This window comes from Microbacterium sp. (assembly GCF_044508325.1).
In the GTDB taxonomy this organism is placed as follows: Bacteria; Actinomycetota; Actinomycetes; order Actinomycetales; family Microbacteriaceae; genus Microbacterium.
On sequence record NZ_JBIQHX010000002.1, the window covers coordinates 107,452 to 125,997 of the forward strand.

The window sequence follows — 18,546 nt, forward strand, 5'->3', positions numbered from 1 at the left end:
GTCAGCGTGCCGGCGCCCGGGAGGCGCCGGGCAGGAGCACGCGGGTCACTTCCCCGGACGGCGGGACGAGCCATGCGCGGTCGGGCTCGGGAGCGGTGTACGGCGGCAGCTCACGACGCCCCGTGAGCGCCCGGAAGTCCGCTCCGCTGCCGGTCGAGACGACGATGTCGTGCTCAGCGCGCACACGGGCGAGCAGGTTCCAGTGCCGCTGCCAGCCGTCCGCATCACCGACGACGATCGTTCGCGAGCCGAACAGCTCCTCGGGTTGGATGCCCGGGACGAGCTCGTCGAGTGTGAGGACCCGCCCTGCGGCCGAGCCTTCCCGGAACGCCGCAGCCCGCGCCGCCGGCTGACGCGTCACGACCGCCGTGAACTGCCCTGCCGGTGTGAATCGGGCCGGCGGCGCCGCCCGTGGCGCCGGCACGTGCCGGGCCGGCTGAGGAGGAAGGGCGAATTGGACGACACGGCCGGCGAGGACGGCGCGGCCGGCGGGAGCCGCCGGATCGTGACCGCCCGGCTCACCGCCCGCGGCCACGTGGTCGATCCGCGACGGCGTCGGAAGGATCGCCCGCAGGGGAAGCAGCTCGGCGATGCGCGCGACGGGTCCGGCCAGCCGCTGGGCTGTCACCACGACCGTCGAGCCGTCGGCGCCCGCGGCCCGGGCGATCCGCTCCAGGCGCTCGAGGAAGGCAGCCGAGTACTCCGGTGGAAACACCGCGGCGAGCGCATCCATATCATCCACGAGCACGAGCCGCCCCGGCAGGCCCTCCTGCTCGAGAGCCTTCGCGGCATCCCAGGCCGTCTCCGGGTCGGACGTGATCCGCGCCGCTTCGGGCGCCTGTGCGGAGAGCAGGTCGATGAGGGTGGACTTCCCGCTGCCGGCCCCGCCGATGGCGACCAGACCCCGATCCCGGCCGATCACCAGCTGCACGACCGGCTGACGCTGTCGCTCGGGCTCGTCGGCGACCCCGAGGACGATCCCGCCGTCCGCGCCGGCGAGCAGCCGGTCCAGCGGGATGCGCGCGGGCAGCGCGGGCAGCCAGGGTGCGCGCGGCGCCTGCGCGGCGTCTGTGCGCCCGGCGATCTCCGCCGCATCCTGAGGGGTCGAGAGCGCGATCCTCACCAGGCGCGGGGAGGCGTCGGCGGCGCGACGCACATAGGCGAGCCCGCGCGCGGCCGCGGTGCCCGGAAGACGCGCGGCGACGTCGCTGCCGATGACCGCGCGGCTGTCGGCGGGGTCGGTCACCCGCAGACTGATCCGCAGCGGGCAGTTCGCCAGCAGCGCGTCGCGGACCACCCCGGTGATCCGCTGGGTGCCCAGGATCAGATGCATGCCCAGTGCCCGGCCGCGGGCGGCCACATCGGTGAACACGGCGTGCAGCTCGGGGTGCTCGGTGAGCAGGGCGGCGAACTCGTCGACGACGATGACCAGCCGGGGCAGCTCCACGCCGCCGTCACGGATGTCGCGCGCACCGGCGCGGACCAGCTCTGCCTCGCGCCGGCGCAGTTCGGCGCGCAGGCTCTCCATGGCTCGGCGCGCGCCGGAGCCGTCCAGGTCGGTGAGCACACCGGTGACATGCGGAAGCGTCGCGAGGACATCGAAGGCGGTGCCGCCCTTGAAGTCCGCCAGCAGGAAGCAGACCTCCGACGGTGGACGGGCAGCGCACAGCGCGAGGATCCAGGTGATCAGCAGCTCGCTCTTGCCGCTGCCGGTCACCCCGGCCACGACCGCGTGCGGACCGTCCTCGACCAGGTCCACGGTCGCCTCGCCGTCGCGCTCCCGGCCGATGCACGCCACGAGCGCGTCGCGGGCGGCGGGAGGTGCCGACGGCTGCGCGAGCCGGCCGAACCGGACCGGCGGCGGCCCCTCCGCCGTGACGGCCGGCGCCCGGACGGCGAGCGTGGCGGCGACCTCCTCGGCCTGCGGGCGCGAGACGGACTCCACCGCGAGGATGCGTCGCTGCGCATCGTGCTCGAGGCGCCCGCGGTCGACGGCCGTCACAGCCAGCACGGCCCCGCAGCGCAGCGGAACAGGGGCGCCGACTGCCGCCACCGCGATGACCGCGTCGGCGTCGTCCGGCACGAGCTGGCCGGGACCGGTGAAGGCCAGGCGCACGGCATCCGGACCCGGGGCGCGATGCGGGAGCGCGTGCACCCAGTCCTCGCCCGGCGGCGCGCTGACCACGCCCAGTCGGTCCGGGGCGTGTGCGAGACACAGCTGCAGCACCAGCGCACGTGCCACCGCCGTCGCGATGACCCGCGCCCCCACCACGCAGATCCCCATGCGCATCGCGACACCGACGGGCACGCCCTGCAGCGTTCCGGCCCTGGCGCGCAGCGCCGCGGCATCCTCATCGTCCCCGCCGCCGACGATGCGCGCCGCGCTCGCCCCGTCGCCGGCTCCGACGACCAGGGCGTCACCGCGCTGGGGAGCCGGCCGCCAGATGTCGGCGGGGCGCTGCAGGAGGCGCCCGGCGTCGGGATGCACCGCCCACAGCGCGGCCCGTTCATCGTCGTGCCGGGCACGCAGCTCGTGCTCGGCACGCTCCGAAGCAGCTGCGGCTTCGGCCTCCGACCGGCGACGCTCCCGCCGCCGAGTGCGCGCACCGTCGAGGGCGGTCGCGATCGCGACGAGCGGGCCGAGCGCGGCGAACAGCAGCATGAGCGCCGAGCCGGTCACCAGCCACATGACGACGGCTGCACCGATCGGGACGACGGCGGCCACGACCGGCAGCGAGGGACGGCGGGCCGGCGGGGGCGGCGTGGGAAGGACGATCGGCTCGACCGGCGGCGCGACCGCACGAGCCGAGGCTGCGAAGTCCGGGATCACCCGCACAGTCAACGCCGGCAGACGGCGCACGACCGGCCGGCACCGGCGATCGGTGGATCAGCCGTCGTCGTCGTCCGCTGTGGAGACGTCCGCGGTGGAGGCGTCCGCGGCGGAGGCGTCCGCGTTCGACGGCTCCGTGCCGCGCGACACGTTCAGCACGATGATCGAGATGTTGTCGCGGCCGCCGTTCTCGAGCGCGGCGTCGAGCATGGCGCGCACCGCGTCGGCCGGGTCGGGATGCTCGCCGAGGAAGTGCTGGATGCCGTAGTCGGTCAGTTCCTTGGTCAGCCCGTCGGAGCAGATGACGAACCGGTCGCCGTCGACGAGGTCGAGGCGCACGTAGTCGGGCGTCACGCTGTCACTGGGCCCGACCGCCCGCGTGATGACGTTGCCGTAGGGATGGTTCTCGGCCTCCTCCGGGCTGAGGCGGCCGGATGCGACGAGCTCCTGGACGACGGAGTGGTCGGTGGTGATCTGCACGAGAGTCTCATCGCGCAGGAGGTACACGCGGGAATCTCCGATGTTCAGGGTCACCCACGTCGCCTCGGCACTCGCGGTGTCCAGGAACACGCCGGTGAGCGTGGTGCCCGTCCCCTCGTCGGTCGTCTCCGGGTGCGACGTGATGTCCTTCACCGCCCGGCTCAGCGCCTTCTCGATCGTCTTGGGGGTGATGGTGCCGGCCTCCACGACGGCGCCCAGACGCCCGATCGTGCTCGCGCTGGCGATCTCTCCGCCCACGTGACCGCCCATGCCGTCCGCGACGACGAAGAGCGGGAACTCGGCGAGCAGCGCGTCCTGGTTGACCTCGCGCCTGCGGCCGCGATGGGTCACCGCGGCCCAGTCGAGCCGGACCTGCTCCCCGTCCTCAAGCGCGAACGAGCGCGTGTGGCCCGAGACATCGTCCACGAATCTCGTCCCTTCGTCCGCGACAGGCACCCGCGCCCGGCTCCGGTCGCGCGGCGTCCTCATCCTACTGGACGGCTCCGTCGCTCGACCGGCGCAGCCGCTTCCGACCCGCCTACGCGGCCGGGTCGACCGGCAGCGGGAAGATCGCGTCGATCTCGGCGAGATCCGCCGGCGTCGGGGTCCACGCCGTCGCGGCGGCGGCGTTGGCGGCGCCCTGCTCGGGCGTCGTCGCGCCGGCGATGACGCTGCTCAGGCCGGGCTGCGCGAGCAGCCAGCCGAACGTCGCCTCGAGCATCGTGATGCCCCGCTCGTCGCAGAACCGCCGGTAGGCGTCCAGCGCGTCCCACGGTGCGTTCTCGTAGATGTGCGGGCGCTGACGCATGATGCGACTGTCGGCCGGTGCGCTCTCACGCGTGAACTTGCCGGTGAGCAGGCCGTTGTGCAGCGGGAAGTACGGGAGGAATCCGACTCCGAACCGCTGTGCCGCCGGCAGCACCTCGCGCTCGGCGCCCCGGGCGAGCAGACTGTAGTGGTTCTGCGCCGACACGAACGGCACCGTGCGGCGCGCGTCGGCCACCAGCGCCGCCTCGGCGAGCTGCCAGCCGGTGAAGTTCGAGTGCCCGAGGTAGCGCACCTTCCCCTCTCGCACGAGATCCGAGAGGGCGTCGAGCGTCTCGGCGATCGGCGTGTCAGGGTCGGGCGTATGCACCTGGTAGAGGTCGATCCAGTCCGTCTGCAGGCGGACGAGGGATGCCTCCACCGACTGCCGCACCGCAGCGCGCGACGCCTTGGCTCCGAGGAACCCGCGGCGGCGCGGCGTGCTGCGGTGGCCGAACTTGGTGGCCAGCACCACCCGGTCCCGCTTCCCCTTGAGCGCCTCGCCCATGAGCGTCTCGCTCAGGCCGGGCTCACTGCCGTACGACTCGGCGGTGTCGAGCAGCGTGATGCCGGCATCGATCGCGGCGTCCAGCACGGCACGGGTTCCCGCCAGGTCCTCGGTGCGTGCCCCGGCTCGTCCGAAGTTGTTGCAGCCCAGGCCGGCGGTGGACACGAGCAGTCCGGAGGCGCCCAGGCGGCGCTGATCGTCGGTCATGATGTCCACGCTACCGGCATGCGAGGAGCCTCCCGCCGCCGGCGGGAGGCTCCTCTTGCGCAGTCGGTCCTGTCAGCGCGGGCGGCCCAGCGCAGCCGGTTCAGACCTTCGGCTCCGCCGGAGGCTCAGGCGCGGCGGGCGGCTCGGCCGACGGCGGCTCCGGAGCTGCCGGGGGCGCGGTGGGCGGCTGGGGCGCGGCCGGCGGCGCAGCGGGCGGCTGGGGCGCAGCCGGAGGCGGTGCGACCGGCGGCTCGGACGCCGCAGGCGGTGGCGTGTACGCGGGCGGAGCGGGCGGCTGAGCACCGCCCTGCGGGGCGTAGCCCTGCGGCGGCGCGTAGCCCTGCTGCGGCTGGTTCACCGGGTTGGCCGGATAGCCTCCGGCCGGCACCTGACTGGGGATGCCCTCCCACACGGTCCGGTCCGACAGGAAGCTGTTGCTCGCCCAGGGTGCGGCCGGGATGGCCGTGTTCCAGCGCGACTTGTCGAAGGCGTTGATGCCCAGCCACACGAGAGCCAGGAAGAAGTACAGGATGAGCCAGACGGCCTCCTTCTGCAGCTTCAGGCCGACGCGCCACGCGGCCATGAGCGACAGCAGGAACGCCGCCACCCAGATGAGCCAGCCGAGCACCGGCACCCACCCCAGCACGATCCCCGCACCCATCAGGATCAGGATCAGCCAGGGGCTCAGATCGCCGAGCTTGAAGAAGATCATCGAGTTGTAGATCGGAACCCAGGCGCGCCACTTGCCCTGCACGCCGGCCTTCTCGAAGACCTTCATCATGAACCAGGCTCCGACCACGTACGCGGCGATCCCGAAGATCAGCCAGAAGACGATCAGGCCCGCGTACAGGGCGAAGAGACCCGCACCGTAGTACGGATCAGATATGAGGAATGCCATTGACGTCCTCCTGGGTTTCTGTCTCGGCAGGGTGAGCGGCCGAAGATGCCGCAGACGTCACAATACCCATACGGACACGATCCTGAAAGGAACCTGAACGCGCGCCTCGGAATCAGTCGACGACCAGCTGCCACTCCCCCGCTGAGCCGTCCCGCAGGGTCACTCCCGCCGCTTCCGCCCAACGACGCAGCCCCGCGAGGGAGCCGACCCGCGGACCCGCCTGTGCCAGCGCCCGGACGAAGGTGCCTTTCGCGTGCTTGTTGAAGTGGTTGAGCGCGCGCGTGACCCCGTCTGCGCCCTCCGTCACCACCCGCAGGTAGGCGGCCGGGAGCGACGGCGGCAGCGGCCCGAGGGCGACGTACGCCTCCGAGCGCAGGTCCACGATGAAGCGCGCGCTGCACCCGTCCAGCGCGGTGGTCACGGCATCCGCCCACACGCGTCGCAGCGGCGGGATGCCGGGAAGCGACACGCCGGCGCCCAGACGGTACGCGGGGATCGGGTCGAGCGCGCCCACCGGCCCGAGGGGGGCGGAGTGGATCATGACGTGCCGCCCGAGCCAGCGGCGGGCGGCCGGGTCGAGGGATGCCGCATCCAGCGCGTCGTAGAGGACCCCGGTGTACCGGTCGACGGCGGCCATCGTCGGAGACGTCCGCACCCGGGCGTTCGCCTCGATCTCGTCGCGCCGACGGGCGCCGAGCTTGAGCACCCGCGCCGCCGCCACGGCATCCCGCGACAGCTCCTCCAGCGCAGTCAGCACCGCCTCGCGCTGCGTCCGCAGGGACGGCAGCGCGAGGCGGTCGTGGTCGAGCGGTGCCTGGTCGCCGCCGGAGCGCTTGGTCTCCGACGGCGGCAGCAGGATCAGCACCCGCTATGAGATGAGCTGGGCGTGGCCGGCGACAATGGTGACGACGTCGCCCTCCATGGAGAGGAAGCCGTCACGGGCGTCGGCCAGCACGCGCTCGCCGTCGGTGCCGGTGATGCGGACCTCGCCCTCGGCGAGGATGCCCAGCACCGGCTCGTGACCGGCCATGATGCCGATCTCGCCGATGACGGTCTTCGCGACGACGAGCGATGCCTCTCCGGACCAGACCTCCGCGTCGGCGGACACGAGGCTGACGTTCAGCGGCACGTCGACTCACTCCGTTCGCTCAGCACAGGCATGTCAGCCGTTCTCCTTCTGGATCTGCGCCCACCGCTCCTCGACGTCGGAGATGCCGCCGACGTTGAAGAACGCCTGCTCGGCGACGTGGTCGAAGTCGCCGCGGACGATCGCGTCGAACGACTCGATGGTCTCCTTGATCGGGACGGTCGAGCCCTCGACGCCGGTGAACTTCTTCGCCATGTAGGTGTTCTGCGACAGGAACTGCTGGATGCGCCGCGCACGGGCGACGACGACCTTGTCCTCTTCGGAGAGCTCGTCGACACCGAGGATCGCGATGATCTCCTGCAGCTCCTTGTTCTTCTGCAGGATCTGCTTCACGGCGGTGGCCACGCGGTAGTGGTCCTCGCCGATGTAGCGCGGGTCGAGGATGCGGCTCGTCGAGGTGAGCGGGTCCACGGCCGGGTACAGGCCCTTGGACGCGATCTCACGGCTGAGCTCGGTGGTGGCGTCCAGGTGCGCGAACGTCGTCGCCGGGGCGGGGTCGGTGTAGTCGTCGGCCGGCACGTAGATCGCCTGCAGCGAGGTGATCGAGTGGCCGCGCGTGGAGGTGATGCGCTCCTGCAGGACGCCCATCTCGTCGGCGAGGTTCGGCTGGTAGCCCACCGCGGAGGGCATGCGGCCCAGCAGCGTCGACACCTCGGAGCCGGCCTGCGTGAACCGGAAGATGTTGTCGATGAACAGCAGCACGTCCTGCTTCTGCACGTCGCGGAAGTACTCCGCCATCGTCAGGGCCGACAGGGCGACGCGCAGACGCGTCCCCGGCGGCTCGTCCATCTGCCCGAACACCAGGGCGGTCTTGTCGAAGACGCCCGCCTCCTCCATCTCGTGGATGAGGTCGTTGCCCTCACGGGTGCGCTCGCCGACGCCGGCGAACACCGACACGCCGCCGTGGTCCTGGGCGACGCGCTGGATCATCTCCTGGATGAGGACGGTCTTGCCCACGCCGGCCCCGCCGAACAGGCCGATCTTTCCGCCCAGCACATAGGGGGTGAGCAGGTCGATGACCTTGATGCCGGTCTCGAACATCTGGGTCTTGGACTCGAGCTGGTCGAAGCTGGGCGCCTGGCGGTGGATGCCCCAGCGCTCGGTGATCTCGATCTGCTCGCCCGGCTCGGCGTTGAGCACGTCGCCGGTCACGTTGAACACGCGGCCCTTGGTGACGTCGCCGACGGGGACGCTGATGGGACCGCCGGTGTCGCGCACCTCCTGCCCGCGGACGAGGCCGTCCGTCGGCTTGAGCGCGATGGCGCGCACCAGGTCGTCGCCGAGGTGCTGCGCGACCTCGAGGGTCAGCTCGGTGGACTCCTCGCCGATCGTGATGGTCGTCTTCAGCGCGTTGTAGATCTCGGGGATCGAGTCGTGCGGGAACTCGATGTCGACGACCGGGCCGGTGACGCGCGCGATGCGGCCGACGACCTCGGTCTCGGTCTTCTCAGCGGTGAGGCTCATGGCTTCTTCTCTTTCGTGGGGTCGTTGCTTGCGCAGAGTCGATTACTTGCCGGATGCCAGGGCATCCGCGCCGCCGACGATCTCGGCGATCTGCTGGGTGATCTCTGCCTGGCGTGCGTTGTTGCGCAGGCGCGTGTAGTCGGTGATGAGCTTGTCGGCGTTGTCGCTGGCCGACTTCATCGCCTTCTGGGTCGCGGCGTGCTTGGCGGCCGACGACTGCAGCATCGCGTTGAACACGCGGCTCTGCACGTACACGGGCAGGAGCGCGTCCAGCACGGTGGCCGGGTCGGGCTCGAACTCGTACAGCGGGTAGGCGATCGGGCCCTCCTGCTCCGTGGTGGCGGCTTCGGAGGCCTCCACGACCTGCAGCGGAAGCAGGCGCACCCGCTCGGGCGACTGCGTCATCATGCTGACGAAGCGGTTGTAGACGAGGTGGATCTCGTCCACGCCGCCCGCATCGCCCCCGCGGATGAAGTCGTCGATGAGGCGCGCGGCGATCTCCTCCGCCGTGTGGAAGTGCGGCGTGTCGGTGTCGCCGGTCCACTGCTCGGCGGGGTCCATCTTCCGGAACTGGAAGTAGCCCACCGCCTTCCGGCCCACCAGGTAGTACACCGGCTCCTTGCCCTCGGACTGCACGAGCTCGGACAGCTCGAGCCCCTCGCGGATGATCTGCGAGTTGAATGCGCCCGCGAGGCCGCGGTCCGAGGTGAAGATCACGATCGCGGAGCGACGGATCGTCTCGGGCTCGCGGGTCAGCGGGTGGTCGATGTTCGAGTGCGTCGCCACGGCGGACACGGCGCGCGTCACAGCACGCGCGAAGGGCGCGGCGGCGCGCACGCGCGCCATCGCCTTCTGGATGCGCGAAGCCGCGATGAGCTCCATCGCCTTCGTGATCTTCTTGGTCGTCTGAGCAGAGGCGATCTTCTGCTTGTAGACCCTGAGTTGTGCGCCCATGTCCTGTATCTGTCCGGCGTCAGGCCCGGCGGCCCTTGACGATCTTCTCCTGGTTGACGTCCTCGACGTCCGTGGCCTCGAACTCCTCGTGGCCGGCGGCGATGCCCTGGCCGGTTCCCGCCTGGAACTCGAGGATGAACTTGTCCACCTCGGTCTCCAGCTCGGCCTCGGTGTCGTCGTCCAGCACGTTGGTGTCCCGCAGCGTGTCGAGGATCTTCGTGTTGCGACGGAGGTGGTCCAGGAGTTCGCGCTCGAACCGCAGGACGTCCTCGACCGCGACGGTGTCGAGCTTGCCTTTGGTGCCGGCCCAGATCGAGACGACCTGCTCCTCCACCGGGTACGGGTCGTACTGCGGCTGCTTGAGCAGCTCGGTCAGACGCGCGCCGCGCTCCAGCTGGCGGCGGGACGCGGCATCCAGGTCGCTCGCGAACATCGCGAACGCCTCCAGTGCGCGGTACTGCGCCAGCTCGAGCTTGAGCGTGCCCGAGACCTTCTTGATCGACTTGACCTGGGCGTCACCGCCGACGCGGGACACCGAGATGCCGACGTCCACCGCGGGCCGCTGGTTCGCGTTGAACAGGTCGGACTGCAGGAAGATCTGGCCGTCGGTGATCGAGATCACGTTGGTCGGGATGTAGGCCGAGACGTCGTTCGCCTTGGTCTCGATGATCGGCAGGCCCGTCATCGATCCGGCGCCGAGGTCGTCCGACAGCTTCGCGCAGCGCTCGAGCAGACGCGAGTGCAGGTAGAAGACGTCACCCGGGTAGGCCTCGCGCCCCGGCGGGCGGCGCAGCAGCAGCGAGACGGCGCGGTAGGCCTCGGCCTGCTTCGACAGGTCGTCGAAGATGATGAGGACGTGCTTGCCGTCGTACATCCAGTGCTGGCCGATGGCCGAGCCGGTGTACGGCGCGAGGTACTTGAAGCCCGCGGGGTCGGAGGCCGGAGCGGCGACGATCGTCGTGTACGCCATCGCACCGGCGTCCTCGAGGGCGCCCTTCACCGAGGCGATGGTCGAGCCCTTCTGGCCGATCGCCACGTAGATGCAGCGCACCTGCTTGTCGGGGTCGCCTGTCTCCCAGTTCGACTTCTGGTTGATGATCGTGTCGATGGCGATCGCGGTCTTGCCGGTCTGGCGGTCGCCGATGATGAGCTGACGCTGGCCGCGGCCGACGGGGATCATCGCGTCGATCGCCTTGATGCCGGTCTGCAGGGGCTCGTGCACGCTCTTGCGCTGCATGACGCCCGGCGCCTGCAGCTCGAGGGCGCGACGGCCTTCGGACGCGATGGCGCCCTGGCCGTCGATGGGGTTGCCGAGCGGGTCGACCACGCGGCCCAGGTAGCCGTCGCCCACGGGGACCGAGAGCACCTCGCCCGTGCGACGGACCTCCTTGCCCGCCTCGATGCCGGCGAAGTCGCCGAGCACCACGACGCCGATCTCGTGCTCGTCCAGGTTCAGTGCCAGACCCTGCGTGCCGTCCGCGAAGGTGAGGAGCTCGTTGGCCATCGCGCCGGGGAGACCCTCGACGTGAGCGATGCCGTCCGCCGCATCCACGACGGTGCCGACCTCGGTCGCCGCGGCGCCGGTGGGCTCGTAGGCGGCGACGAAGTCCCGAAGCGCGTCACGGATGACGTCGGGGCTGATCGAAAGTTCTGCCATTGTCTTCCCTTTGTTGAGAGCTGTGTCGCGGGGCTTCCCGCTCCGCCCGGAGGCGGTTCTGTGTCAGCCGGCGAGGCGCTGGCGCAGGTCCGCCAGGCGTCCGGAGATGCTGCCGTCGATCACGTCGTCGCCGATCTGCACGCGCAGACCGCCGACCAGATCGGGATCGATCACGGAGTTGAGCGAGACATCCCGCCCGTACTTGGTGGCCAGCGCGGCGGCGAGCCGCTCGGACTGGGCCTGGGTCAGTGGAGCCGCCGAGTGGACGGTGGCGACGGTCTTTCCGCGCTGGTCGCTGACCGTGCGCATCGCGGATGCGAGCAGCCGGCGCACTCGGCGCTCTCCGGGCTGCTGGACCAGCGACGAGACGATGAGCGTCGTGGCCGCACTCGCGCGCCCGCCCAGCACCTTCTCGACGAGATCGCCCTTGGCCGCGGTCGCGCCCAGGCGGGAGCCGAGGGCGAGCTCGAGCTGCGGGTTCGCCGCGACGAGCTCGGCGACAGCGAACAGCTCGCCTTCCACATCGTCGTCGGGCGCCGCCGCTGCGGCGGTGCGCACCGCAAGGGTCTCGATGCCGTCGACGAGATCCTGCGCATGCGACCAGCGCTGATCGGCAGCGCTGGTCAGCAGTGCGACGGCGGTCGGCGAGAGCCGGCCGCCGAACACGTCGGCGACGACGCGCCGGCGCGCCTCGGCATGCGCGGTGGGGTCGGCCAGCGCGCCGCTCAGCTGCGGCGATTCGGCCACGATCCGCGCCGCGGCGAACAGCTCGCGGGCGGTGTCGAGGTCGACGCCCGAAGCGGCGTCCAGCGCCGCCTTCGTCGCCGCGAGGGCCTGAGTGGTCGCGCTGCCCATTACTTCGCCGCCTTCTGGGATTCGGAGGCCTCGAGGTCGGCGAGGAAGCGGTCGACCACGGCCTGGGCGCGCTCGTCGTCGGAGAGGGTCTCTCCCACCACGCCGCCGGCGAGGTCCAGGGCGAGGGTGCCCACCTCGTTGCGCAGCGAGACGAACGTCGACTGGCGCTCCGCCTCGATCTGCGCCTGAGCGTTGGCGGCGATGCGAGCGGCCTCGGCCTGCGCGGCCTCCTTGGCCTCGGCGATGATCTTCGAGCCGTCAGCACGGGCGGCGTCGCGGATGCCCGCGGCCTCGCCGCGTGCATCGGCGAGCTTGGCGGTGTACTCCTCGAGGGCGGCGGCGGCCTTGGCCTGAGCCTCCTCGGCGCGCTTGATGCCGCCTTCGATGGCCTCCTTGCGGGCGTCGAGCACCGCATTGAGGCTCGGGATCACCTTCCAGATGAAGAACACCAGGACGATGACGAAGCAGATCGTGCCCCACACGAGGTCGGGGAGCGCCGGGAGCACCGGGCTGTGCGCGACCTCGGCGTCCACGACGGTGACTGATGCGAGCAGCATCCAGACTCCTTCGCTGTGGATCCGCGATTACGGCGCGGGGAACGGGATGAACGCGACGGCGATCGCGATGAAGCAGAGGGCCTCGGTGAGCGCGACGCCGAGGAACATGAGGCTGCTCAGGCGGCCCTGCAGCTCGGGCTGACGCGCGACCGACTCGATCGTCTTGCCGATGACGTAGCCCACGCCGATACCGGAGCCGATGACGGCGAGACCGAAGGCGAGCGGTGCGAGTTGTCCGACGATGTTCACGGGGTGTTTCCTTTCGAAGGGGTTCTGATGATCGGTGAGCGGCGAGCGATCAGTGCTCTTCGGCCACCGAGAGCTGGATGTAGATGGCGGTCAGGATGGCGAAGACGTAGGCCTGCAGCGCGGCGACGAACAGCTCGAGCACCGTGAAGGCGATGCCGAAGGCGAACGTGCCGATCCCGAGCAGGCCGAGCAGGTTGCCCTGGGCCAGGACGGTGAAGAAGAAGAAGTTCGTTGCGGTGAAGCAGAGCACGAGCAGCATGTGCCCGGCGATCATGTTCATCGTCAGTCGCAGCGTCAGGGTTACGGGGCGGACGATGAACGTCGACAGGAACTCGAGCGGCGTCAGCAGCGGGTAGAGGAACCACGGCACGCCGGGAAGGAACAGCGAGTCCTTCCAGAACCGCCAGCCCTTCTCGCGCATGCCCGCGTAGATGAAGGTGAACCACGAGATGATCGCGAGCACGAGCGGCAGGCCGATGGCGGCGGTGCCGGCGAGCTGGATGCCTGGTATCACGCCGGTGAGGTTCATCCCCAGGATGAGGAAGAACATCGACATGATGATCGGCTCGTAACGGCGCCCGAGGCGCTCGCCGAGGGTGTCGTAGACCATGCCCTTGCGCACGAACATGAGCATGGCTTCCATGGCTGCCTGCCCGCGCGACGGGACGATCTTCATGCGCCGCGTGGCCAGCCAGAACAGGACGACCAGGACGACGACCACGAGGATGCGGATCAGCATCAGACGGTTCAGCTCGAACGGCGTGCCCTCGAAAAGCAGGACCGGCGGGAAGAACTCATCGATCGACGGGCCGTGGAACCCGCCGTCATCGCTTGCAGCGGCGTTGACGATCTGTGACGCGACGTGAGTAAACAGCGTGAGCTCCGGCTTCGGGTCGCCGACTGATATCGGCGCGACGATGGGTCATGAGCGTCGACCGGCGGGATGCGATCCTCCGAGCGTGGAGGATCCGCGCCGCACTCCCGGCGACTGCTCCACCCTACCAATATTTCCCGGCGGTCACGAACCGCCGGACCCGCTCCCGGTGCCGTCGGAGGACTCGGGCAGAGACACGTCGACGTAGGGCGCGCGCACCTTGGCCATCACCACGAGATCGATGATCAGCGACGCGAGGACGCTCGCCACGACCGCGAAGACGAACACGCGCCCGTCGACCCACGGCTGACCACGCAGAAGCAGCAGCACCGCGACGAACACGATGAGCTTGACGAGCAGTCCCCCGATGATCAGGCCGAAGAACAGATGCAGCTTCTCGGGGCCCTGGAACCGCTGGGCGAACAGGATCAGCCCGGCGGTCAGACCCAGGAACAGCGCGGCGAGCACGACGCCCACGAGGGCGCTCCACAGACCGTCGACGCCACCGACGAGATAGCCGAGGACGGCGCCGACCACCGCGAGGACGCCGGTGATCACCGCACACCAGATCAGGGTTGCGCGCAGGATGATCGAGGCCGAGGTGCGGGGCGGTTTCATCGGTGGGTCTCCAGGGAGGGGGCGCTCGCGACGGGTGCGCGGCGACGTCGGACGGTGGGAAGGAGGGTCACGGCGAGGCAGGCGAGGATGCCGATGCCGCCGAACACGACGGCGGGCCAGTAGTCGCCGGGCGTGATGTACACGGAGAACACGTACAGCAGCAGCATCGAGAAGCCGACGACGGCGGTCCACGCGTAGAACACGAGCACGGCGCCGCGGTCGGTGTGCCCCATGTCGAGCATGCGGTGGTGGAGGTGCTTGCGGTCGGGCGAGAACGGCGACTTGCCGGCGCCCATCCGGCGGACCACGGCGAGCCCGAAGTCCAGCAGCGGCAGCAGCACGATCACGATCGGCAGGAGGATCGGGACGAAGGCGGACAGGAGCTGCGAGCGGCCCAGCCGGTCGGGCTGGTCGATGACGGCGGGATCGATCTGGCCGGTGATCGCGATGGCGGACGTGGCCATCAGCAGCCCGAGCAGCAGTGCGCCGGAATCGCCCATGAACAGCTTCGCGGGGCTCCAGTTCAGCGGGAGGAAGCCCAGGCACGCCCCGATGAGGACCGCTGCGATGAAGGAGGCGAGATTGAAGTACGACGAGGCCCCGGTGTCGCGCACCAGCAGATACGAGTAGACGAAGAAGATCCCGTTCGCGATCAGGCACACCCCGGCGACCAGGCCGTCGAGGCCGTCGATGAAGTTCACCGCGTTCATGACCACGACGATCGCGAACAGCGTCAGGGTGAGGCTCAGCCAGCTCGAGACGACGGTCATGCCGCCGATCGGGAGCGAGAGGATCTGAAGGCCCCCGAACCAGGCGATGATCCCGGCCGCCGCGAACTGCGCGCCGAGCTTGATCATCCAGTCGAGGTCCCACACGTCGTCGGCGATCCCGACCAGCACGATCAGCGTCATCGCGCCGATGATCGAGAACATCGTCACCGGGTCGTCCCAGATGATCGCGAAGTAGGGCATCGCCGCCGAGACGGCGAACGCCGCCAGGATGGCGAGGTACATCGCCACTCCCCCCAGGCGCGGCGTGGGCGTCTTGTGGACGTCCCGCTCGCGGATGCCCGGATAGAGCCGATACCTCAGACTGAGCCGCCACACCGCCCACGACAGCACCAGCGAGATGGTCGCCGTGAGGAGGATCGTGAAGACGTACTGTCTCACTCTGCGGGCTCCTGGGGGGCATGCTCCGGCGGGTCGGGTTCGAGCAGATCCCCCAGCACCTCGCGCAGGCTCTCGCGCGAGACCGCGCCATGACGCAGGACCCTCACGACCGGCTCGTCTCCGGTCACCAGGCTGGTCGCGTCGATGATCGTGGAGGCGAGACCGGTCTCGGGAGGTCCGTCGTCGAGGTACACCGAGACGCTGTCGCCGAGCATGTCCCGCGCGGCGTCCGCGGTCAGCGCGGCGGCCTGACCCGTGAGGTTGGCGCTGGAGACGGCGAGGGGGCCGGTCTCCTCGAGCAGCGCGAGGGCGAGACGATGCGCCGGCATCCGCACCGCCACGGTGCCGCGGGTCTCCCCCAGATCCCACGCCAGCGAGGGCTGGGCGGGCAGGACGATCGTCAGTCCCCCGGGCCAGAGCGCCTCGACGAGGTCGCGCACCGCCGGGGGCACCGTCTCCACGAGAGCCTCCAGGGTGGTCAGCCCGGGCACGAGCACCGGCGGCGGCGACTGACGGCTGCGGCCCTTCGCGTCGAGCAGGCGCTGGACGGCCGCCGGGGTGAAGGCGTCGGCGGCGACGCCGTAGACGGTGTCGGTGGGCAGCACGACGAGCTCGCCGCGCGCGATGGCCTGCCGTGCCTGCCGCATGCCCGAGAGCAGCTGCGCCTCGTCACGGCAGTCGAAGAGGGGGGACATATCCGCACCAGTCTACGCGGGAGGGGGTGGGAACCCGCCGCGGTCAGAGCCGGACGGCGGTGGTGGCGCGGTCGCGCATCGTGAGGTCGGGATGCGTCGCGGCGGCGCGCCATCCGTCCTCCGCCAGCAGCGTCCGGACGGCCTCGCCCTGCCACTCGCCGTGCTCGAGCACGAGCGTGCCGCCCGGCCGCAGCAGCCGCTGCGCGGTGCGGCTGAGCACGCGGACGACATCGAGACCGTCCGGGCCGGCGTACAGCGCGGCAGGCGGGTCGTAGCCGCGGACCTCGGGGTCGCGCGGGATCGCCCCGTCCGGCACGTACGGGGGGTTGGAGGCGACGACGCTCACCGTGCCGTCCAGCTCGACGAAGGCATCGGCGAGGTCTGCCAGGTGCACGCTCGCGTTGGCGGCGCCGATCGCGGCGAAGTTCTCTCGCGCCCAGGCGAATGCGGCGTCGGACTTCTCGGCCGCATAGACGCGCGCGTGCGGGACCTCGGTCGCCAGGGCCAGCGCGAGCGCGCCGCTTCCGGTGCCCAGGTCCACGGCGATCGGGCGATCGGACGCTGCGGCCATGAGCGCGTCGATCGCCAGCTGAGCGACGATCTCGGTCTCCGGGCGGGGGACGAACACACCCGGCCCCACGCGCAGCACGAGGTGGCGGAACGGCGCGGTGCCGGTGATGTGCTGCAGCGGCTCGCGGGTCGCCCGGCGCCGCACGAACTCGGCCAGGGTCTCCGCATCCTGCCCGGCGAGGTCGTCGCCGCGCAGAGCGGCCGCCTGCACCTCTCCGCGTCCCAGCCCCAGGGCGTGACCGGCCAGCAGTTCGGCGTCGACGACCGGATCGGGCACGCCGGCGGCGGCGAGGCGGTCGGCCGCGTGCGCGAGCGCCGCCTGGAGGGGAACGGGTTCAGCCATGGGCGCCGTCCAGCCTAGGGCACCGTGCCCTGCGGACTCCGTCACAATCGGTCACGGGAATGCCCGCTCGCATAGGCTTGTTCGGCGTTGCAGAGCATCCACCCGAAAGGCGGCCCATGTCCGGCATCCACTCCGATATCACCACGGCATTCGGTGACACCCCCCTCGTCCGGCTCAATCGGGTGACCGAGGGCATCGACGCCACGGTGCTCGCCAAGCTGGAGTACTACAACCCCGCCTCCAGCGTGAAGGACCGTCTCGGGATCGCCCTCGTCGACGCCGCGGAGGCGGCCGGCGACCTCGCGCCGGGCGGAACCATCGTGGAGTCCACGAGCGGCAACACCGGCATCGCCCTCGCCATGGTCGGCGCGGCGCGCGGCTACCGCGTGATCCTCACGATGCCCGCGTCGATGTCGAAGGAGCGCCGCGTGCTGCTGAAGGCCTTCGGCGCGGAGATCGTGCTCACCGATCCCACCAAGGGCATGAGCGAGGCCGTCGAGGTCGCCAAGCAGATCGTCGCCGACACGCCCGGTGCCGTGTGGGTGCGGCAGTTCGAGAACGAGGCGAACCCCGCGATCCACCGCCGCACGACCGCCGAGGAGATCCTGCGCGACACCGACGGCGACATCGACATCTTCGTCGCCGGCATCGGCACCGGCGGCACCATCACCGGCGTCGGCCAGGTGCTCAAGGAGAAGATCCCCGGCGTCCGCGTGGTCGCGGTGGAGCCGAAGGACTCGCCCGTCCTCAGCGAAGGGCGCCCGGGCCCGCACAAGATCCAGGGCATCGGCCCGAACTTCGTCCCCGAAGTGCTCGACCGCAGCGTCCTCGACGAGGTGGTCCCGGTCGAGTTCGACGACGCCCTGCGCGTGGCGCGCGAGCTCGCCGCCAAGGAGGGCCTGCTGGTCGGGATGTCGTCCGGCGCAGCCGTGTGGGCTGCGCTCGAGGTCGCCAGGCGGCCCGAGAACGCCGGCAAGCGGATCGTCGTGATCGTGCCCGACACCGGCGAGCGCTACCTCACCACGGCCCTGTTCGAAGACCTGCGCGAGGACTGACATGACGTTCTGGCGGCGGGTGCGCGAGGACATCGCGGCGGCGAAGCTGCGCGATCCTGCCGCGCGCGGCAGCCTCGAGATCGCGCTGCTCTACCCCGGCCTGCACGCGATCTGGGCGCACCGGCTCTGGCACGCCCTGTGGCGCCGGCGGGTGCGCTTCGTCGCGCGCGCGGGCTCGCAGGTGACGCGCTGGCTGACCGGCATCGAGATCCATCCGGGCGCGACGATCGGGCGCCGGTTCTTCATCGACCATGGCATGGGCGTCGTCATCGGCGAGACCGCGGAGATCGGCGATGACGTGATGCTGTACCACGGGGTGACGCTGGGCGGCCGGATGCTGGACGGCGGGAAGCGGCATCCCACCCTCGAGGACGGGGTGGCCGTCGGCGCCGGGGCCAAGATCCTCGGGCCGGTCGTGATCGGCGCGCGGACCGCGGTCGGCGCCAACGCCGTGGTCACCAAGGGCTGCGAGCCCGACTCGGTGCTCGTGGGCGTGCCCGCCAAGCCCCGCGCAAAGCGTCCCGGAGAGGACACCCGGGCCCTTCTCACGGCCCCCGAGTACCAGATTTGATGCAAGCCGCATCAATGCGCGCAGCGCGTTGATGCGGCTTG

At 70.9% G+C, this 18,546-nt stretch carries 19 protein-coding genes; 2 read left to right on the forward strand and 17 right to left on the reverse strand.

Annotated features, from left to right (window positions below):
- Position 1: 1 nt before the first annotated feature.
- The 17 genes from ACIWQI_RS02005 to prmC form a co-directional block, all read right to left on the reverse strand.
- Positions 2-2,830: an FtsK/SpoIIIE domain-containing protein gene (locus ACIWQI_RS02005; protein ID WP_396655403.1), complete on the reverse strand. Its 2,829-nt coding sequence runs from the start codon at positions 2,828-2,830 to the stop codon at positions 2-4.
- A gap of 57 nt (positions 2,831-2,887) precedes the next feature.
- Positions 2,888-3,736: a PP2C family protein-serine/threonine phosphatase gene (locus ACIWQI_RS02010; RefSeq protein WP_396655404.1), complete on the reverse strand. Its 849-nt coding sequence runs from the start codon at positions 3,734-3,736 to the stop codon at positions 2,888-2,890.
- A 112-nt stretch (positions 3,737-3,848) separates the two neighbouring features.
- Entirely contained in the window at positions 3,849-4,829 is a 981-nt protein-coding gene (locus ACIWQI_RS02015; RefSeq protein WP_396655405.1) for an aldo/keto reductase, read from the reverse strand.
- Between the two features lie 100 nt (positions 4,830-4,929).
- Positions 4,930-5,727 (reverse strand): large exoprotein, encoded by a 798-nt coding sequence (locus ACIWQI_RS02020; protein ID WP_396655406.1) that lies wholly within the window; start codon positions 5,725-5,727, stop codon positions 4,930-4,932.
- Between the two features lie 112 nt (positions 5,728-5,839).
- Positions 5,840-6,592 carry a YaaA family protein gene (locus ACIWQI_RS02025; protein WP_396655407.1) on the reverse strand — a complete coding sequence of 251 codons (753 nt, stop codon included), beginning with the start codon at positions 6,590-6,592 and terminating at the stop codon, positions 5,840-5,842.
- A gap of 3 nt (positions 6,593-6,595) precedes the next feature.
- Positions 6,596-6,856: a F0F1 ATP synthase subunit epsilon gene (locus ACIWQI_RS02030; RefSeq protein WP_396655408.1), complete on the reverse strand. Its 261-nt coding sequence runs from the start codon at positions 6,854-6,856 to the stop codon at positions 6,596-6,598.
- Between the two features lie 33 nt (positions 6,857-6,889).
- A complete protein-coding gene (gene atpD / locus ACIWQI_RS02035; protein ID WP_396655409.1) occupies positions 6,890-8,338 on the reverse strand; it encodes a F0F1 ATP synthase subunit beta in 1,449 nt (482 codons plus the stop codon).
- A gap of 42 nt (positions 8,339-8,380) precedes the next feature.
- Entirely contained in the window at positions 8,381-9,292 is a 912-nt protein-coding gene (locus tag ACIWQI_RS02040) for a F0F1 ATP synthase subunit gamma (protein WP_396655410.1), read from the reverse strand.
- 19 nt (positions 9,293-9,311) lie between these two features.
- Positions 9,312-10,949 carry a F0F1 ATP synthase subunit alpha gene (gene atpA / locus ACIWQI_RS02045; protein ID WP_396655411.1) on the reverse strand — a complete coding sequence of 546 codons (1,638 nt, stop codon included), beginning with the start codon at positions 10,947-10,949 and terminating at the stop codon, positions 9,312-9,314.
- A 63-nt stretch (positions 10,950-11,012) separates the two neighbouring features.
- A complete protein-coding gene (locus tag ACIWQI_RS02050) occupies positions 11,013-11,804 on the reverse strand; it encodes a F0F1 ATP synthase subunit delta (RefSeq protein ID WP_396655412.1) in 792 nt (263 codons plus the stop codon).
- Positions 11,804-12,361 carry a F0F1 ATP synthase subunit B gene (locus ACIWQI_RS02055; RefSeq protein ID WP_396655413.1) on the reverse strand — a complete coding sequence of 186 codons (558 nt, stop codon included), beginning with the start codon at positions 12,359-12,361 and terminating at the stop codon, positions 11,804-11,806. Before ACIWQI_RS02055 ends, ACIWQI_RS02050 begins: the two co-directional genes overlap by 1 nt.
- Before the next feature lie 27 nt (positions 12,362-12,388).
- Complete coding sequence (atpE, locus tag ACIWQI_RS02060) at positions 12,389-12,610, reverse strand: ATP synthase F0 subunit C (protein ID WP_396655414.1); 222 nt, start codon at positions 12,608-12,610, stop codon at positions 12,389-12,391.
- 49 nt (positions 12,611-12,659) lie between these two features.
- Positions 12,660-13,529 carry a F0F1 ATP synthase subunit A gene (gene atpB, locus ACIWQI_RS02065; protein ID WP_396655594.1) on the reverse strand — a complete coding sequence of 290 codons (870 nt, stop codon included), beginning with the start codon at positions 13,527-13,529 and terminating at the stop codon, positions 12,660-12,662.
- A 99-nt stretch (positions 13,530-13,628) separates the two neighbouring features.
- Positions 13,629-14,102, reverse strand: coding sequence for a hypothetical protein (locus tag ACIWQI_RS02070; protein WP_396655415.1), 474 nt, complete (start codon positions 14,100-14,102; stop codon positions 13,629-13,631).
- Positions 14,099-15,271 carry an MraY family glycosyltransferase gene (locus ACIWQI_RS02075; RefSeq protein ID WP_396655416.1) on the reverse strand — a complete coding sequence of 391 codons (1,173 nt, stop codon included), beginning with the start codon at positions 15,269-15,271 and terminating at the stop codon, positions 14,099-14,101. The genes ACIWQI_RS02070 and ACIWQI_RS02075 overlap by 4 nt, the downstream gene beginning before the upstream one ends.
- Positions 15,268-15,966, reverse strand: a complete 699-nt coding sequence (locus ACIWQI_RS02080) for an L-threonylcarbamoyladenylate synthase (protein WP_396655417.1) — start codon at positions 15,964-15,966, stop codon at positions 15,268-15,270. The genes ACIWQI_RS02075 and ACIWQI_RS02080 overlap by 4 nt, the downstream gene beginning before the upstream one ends.
- 43 nt (positions 15,967-16,009) lie before the next feature.
- Positions 16,010-16,879, reverse strand: coding sequence for a peptide chain release factor N(5)-glutamine methyltransferase (gene prmC / locus ACIWQI_RS02085; RefSeq protein ID WP_396655418.1), 870 nt, complete (start codon positions 16,877-16,879; stop codon positions 16,010-16,012).
- Positions 16,880-16,995: 116 nt separating this feature from the next.
- On the opposite strand from prmC, the gene cysK reads away from it, so the two are divergent.
- Positions 16,996-17,934, forward strand: a complete 939-nt coding sequence (gene cysK, locus ACIWQI_RS02090; protein ID WP_396655419.1) for a cysteine synthase A — start codon at positions 16,996-16,998, stop codon at positions 17,932-17,934.
- A 1-nt stretch (position 17,935) separates the two neighbouring features.
- Positions 17,936-18,505 (forward strand): serine O-acetyltransferase EpsC, encoded by a 570-nt coding sequence (gene epsC / locus ACIWQI_RS02095; RefSeq protein ID WP_396655420.1) that lies wholly within the window; start codon positions 17,936-17,938, stop codon positions 18,503-18,505.
- Positions 18,506-18,546: the final 41 nt, after the last annotated feature.

Bases quoted from the DNA above. Each gene is read 5' to 3' on its own strand.
- ACIWQI_RS02055 (WP_396655413.1), bottom strand. From the start codon at position 12,361: ATGCTGCTCGCATCAGTCACCGTCGTGGACGCCGAGGTCGCGCACAGC.
- epsC (WP_396655420.1), top strand. From the start codon at position 17,936: ATGACGTTCTGGCGGCGGGTGCGCGAGGACATCGCGGCGGCGAAGCTG.
- ACIWQI_RS02020 (WP_396655406.1), bottom strand. From the start codon at position 5,727: ATGGCATTCCTCATATCTGATCCGTACTACGGTGCGGGTCTCTTCGCC.
- cysK (WP_396655419.1), top strand. From the start codon at position 16,996: ATGTCCGGCATCCACTCCGATATCACCACGGCATTCGGTGACACCCCC.
- ACIWQI_RS02070 (WP_396655415.1), bottom strand. From the start codon at position 14,102: ATGAAACCGCCCCGCACCTCGGCCTCGATCATCCTGCGCGCAACCCTG.
- ACIWQI_RS02040 (WP_396655410.1), bottom strand. From the start codon at position 9,292: ATGGGCGCACAACTCAGGGTCTACAAGCAGAAGATCGCCTCTGCTCAG.
- ACIWQI_RS02050 (WP_396655412.1), bottom strand. From the start codon at position 11,804: ATGGGCAGCGCGACCACTCAGGCCCTCGCGGCGACGAAGGCGGCGCTG.
- atpD (WP_396655409.1), bottom strand. From the start codon at position 8,338: ATGAGCCTCACCGCTGAGAAGACCGAGACCGAGGTCGTCGGCCGCATC.
- ACIWQI_RS02080 (WP_396655417.1), bottom strand. From the start codon at position 15,966: ATGTCCCCCCTCTTCGACTGCCGTGACGAGGCGCAGCTGCTCTCGGGC.
- prmC (WP_396655418.1), bottom strand. From the start codon at position 16,879: ATGGCTGAACCCGTTCCCCTCCAGGCGGCGCTCGCGCACGCGGCCGAC.
- ACIWQI_RS02015 (WP_396655405.1), bottom strand. From the start codon at position 4,829: ATGACCGACGATCAGCGCCGCCTGGGCGCCTCCGGACTGCTCGTGTCC.
- atpA (WP_396655411.1), bottom strand. From the start codon at position 10,949: ATGGCAGAACTTTCGATCAGCCCCGACGTCATCCGTGACGCGCTTCGG.